Source organism: Streptococcus mitis (assembly GCF_009496285.1).
GTDB classification, from domain to species: Bacteria; Bacillota; Bacilli; order Lactobacillales; family Streptococcaceae; genus Streptococcus; species Streptococcus mitis_BP.
The window spans coordinates 1-3370 of record NZ_WIJK01000044.1 but is presented as its reverse complement, the minus strand read 5'-3'; the positions used below and the strand labels follow the sequence as shown (position 1 = coordinate 3370).

General features: G+C 43.4%; 1 protein-coding gene. It reads left to right on the top strand.

Going from position 1 to position 3370, the window contains the following annotated elements; genetic code table 11:
• Positions 1–96: 96 nt before the first annotated feature.
• Positions 97–3370, top strand: a 3274-nt coding sequence (locus GEZ89_RS09310) for an Ig-like domain-containing protein (protein ID WP_228113890.1), incomplete at its 3' end; no start/stop codon positions are given.

The window sequence follows — 3370 nt, the reverse complement described above, 5'->3', positions numbered from 1 at the left end:
TTATAATCAGGTTTTTCTTTGTGAAACATAGGGATTACCTCACAACTCTTCTTACCTCTATTATACGACTTTACACAAAGAAAAGCCCTTAGAAACTTGACTTCCAAGGACTTTGTCTTCAATCTGAAAGGAAAACATTTCCTTTTTGGTTGTTCGCTTGTTTTTGCGGTCGGAGCTAGCTTAGCTACTCAAACGGTCCATGCAGACACAGCATCGGAATCTACAGTTGAGAGTGGCTCAAAAGCTGAAGAGGCTAAGCCTGGATATGGTGGAGAAACGGGAACTTATGAAGCTCCTGCTGCTGTAGCAGAGACTCAGCCAGCAACAGTTGAAAAAGCAGTGGTAGCAGAAAACACTACTGCAAAAACAGCTAACAAAGAAGCTTTGACCCAATTGGTCGAAGAAGTGAAAGCTTTGGACAAAGCAGGAAAGACAGAAGACTCTCTTTCTCGCTTGAACACAGCACTTGAACAAGCACAAAATGTTTTGGCAAATGCAGAAGCTAGCCAAGACCAAGTGGATACAGCAGTCGCTAGTCTCAAAGAGGCAGTAGCTCAACTTGCTGCCAAAGAAGAAAAAGCAACAGCAGTAGCCACTGAAGCTAAAGTTGAAGAAGTAACGGAAGCGGCAACTGAACCAGTCGCACCAGCTGAACCAGTCCGTTCAAGAGGGAAACGTGATCTAAGTTCACGTGCAGCATACCGTTCAGTTGACGGATCAGTCGCTGAAGGTGAATTTGCTGGTGCGGGTGTCAAGCAGTTTCAGTCAGTTCGCTACAGTGTGGATGGAGACACAACAACTTGGACAATTAGTGTTGTACCGCAGCATAAGAATCACCAAGCTGCTGGCTTGGTGGTCGCATCAGATGATACAATTCAAAGTATTACTGTCGTAGACCGTGGTCCTAATGCTGGACGTCTGAATGAGGATTATTACGTTGAGAAAGATTTTGGAAAGCTCCCTGCTATGAGCAATCACAAAGCTTTGGCGTCTCATTATAAATACGTTGGTGGAGGAGTTCCTGATTCGCTTACCTATAGAGTAGTGACTAAAGGGACCCATCACAATCTGTTTGCTCGTTTTGCAACAGCTATTGTAAAAAACTCACTAGAAAATGGTGGGATGAATGGTTCATCAGCTGTTAAAAATCGTACTTCAGACTTCCCAGAAGTCGGTGTTAATATCTCATCAAGACTTGCACCACAACCAGGAGTCAACAACACTTATACCCAAACAAATGACACGATTACAGTGCCTACTGTAGCTTCTACAGATACAACCTTGACAGGTACCGGTCAGCCAGGTGCTATCATCAATATCAAGGTAAATGGCAAAACTGCTAGACAAGTCCAAGTTGCAGGAAACGGACAGTGGTCATTCCCACTTGATCTTGGTTTGAATAGTAACGTTACGGGTGGTGCGCAGCTCGTTGCTGGAGATAGAATTAGCGTCAGCCAAACAGTCAATAGAACTGAAAGTGGTGATACAGATGTTAACATCTCTCTAGGTCACTCAGAGATCGTACCATCATCTAAATCAAAACAACAGAATAATCTTGTTGCAAATGATAGAAACGTTACCTTGAAAGTGCCGCATGATGCGGGAGCAGCATACTTCCAATTCACAGATACAGACGGCAAGGCGCAAGAAGTTGGACTCAAGCGTACGGCTGTTCCAGGTAAGTGGCAAGTAAACTCTTCAAGCAGTGCACTTGCAAGCGTTGCTTCAAGTGAACAAGGCAAGTTCTACTCAACGATCAACTTGACCTTGAACAAAGATATGAAAGCTGGTACAACAGCCAAAGTTATCTCTAACATGCAAGAAGGTAGCTACTCAAGTCTTCAAGGTTGGCAATCACGTAACGTTGAAGAAGCTCCAAAAGAAGCACCAAAACCAAGCACTCCAGCGCCAGTTACTCCACAACCAGAAGCACCAAAACCAAGCACTCCAGCAGTAGATGCTGCGACTAGCGGTCCAGCAATTGTCAATGATTTGGCAGGTAAAGCAAGTACTCCAGCTTATGTAACAGTTAAAGCACCAGCAGGTTCAACTGTTAAACTTTACAACAAAGATGGTGTTGTGATCGGTGAAGCTGTAGCTAACGACAAAGGTGTAGCAACTGTTCGCCCTACAAACAGCCTTCCAGAAGGAGAGATTACAGCTACTTCAACACCAGCAGGTGGTAAAGAGTCAGCTAAGAGTGCACCGATTACAGTTACAAAAACACCATTGACTGAAGGAAAAGTAAGTCAACAATCTAATGGTTCTCTGGTTCTTATAGTGTCTAAGAACCTTGTAACAGTTTATCCTGGAGATAAGATTGATATTGACGTTTGGGCAGATGGGACACCTTCTCTTGAGAAATTCGATGCTTATCAAAATCCAACTGGGGTCGCAGGAGTGTTCCCACAGGGTCACTTCTTCGCAACTGCAGGTTCAAATACCTGGAGAAACAAAAAAAATAAATACATTGGTACAGTTGCTGAGACACAAAAGGCAGGCACTGTAGATGTTGGATTCGTTGCTCGTAATAAAAAGGGTAACCAATTTACAGATGTTATTAGAGTTGTTGTTCTTGAGACTGCTAAGAAGTATGAACCAGTAGCAGGTACAAAAGTAGATGTTGCAGATCCTAATAAGGTTTCTGAAGATGAAAAGACCAAGATCATCGACTCAGTTAAAACTGCTAACCCAAGTCTTCCAGCAAATGCGACATACAGTGTAGATGAAAAAGGGAACCTTACCATCACTTATCCTGATAAGTCAACAGATAAGGTTGCAGCAGCATATCTCGTTAACCCAGCGAAAGACACAACAGCTCCAGACAAACCAGTTGTGAACACAGACCTTACAGGTAAAGCAGGCACTAAGACACCAGTTGAAGTAACTGCAGAAAAAGGTTCAACTGTTGCCCTTTACGATAAAGACAACAACAAGATCGGTGAAGCAACTGCAGGAGAAAATGGTAAAGCAACGATTACTCCAAAAGTTGATATTCCAGCAGGTCCTGTAACAGCCAAAGCAACTGATGCAGCAGGTAATGAATCAAAACCAAGTGATGCTAAAGTTGCGACAGATACAACAGCTCCAGCGAAACCAGTAGTGAATACAGATCTAACAGGTAAAGCAGGAACTAAGACACCAGTTGAAGTAAGCGCAGAACCAGGCTCAACTGTTGCCCTTTACGATAAAGACGGCAACAAGATTGGTGAAGGAACAGCTGGTAGCAATGGTAAAGTAACAATTACTCCAAAAGTTGATATTCCAGCAGGTCCTGTAACAGCCAAAGCAACTGATGCAGCAGGTAATGAATCAAAACCAAGTGATGCTAAAGTTGCGACAGATACAACAGCTCCAGCGAAACCAGTAG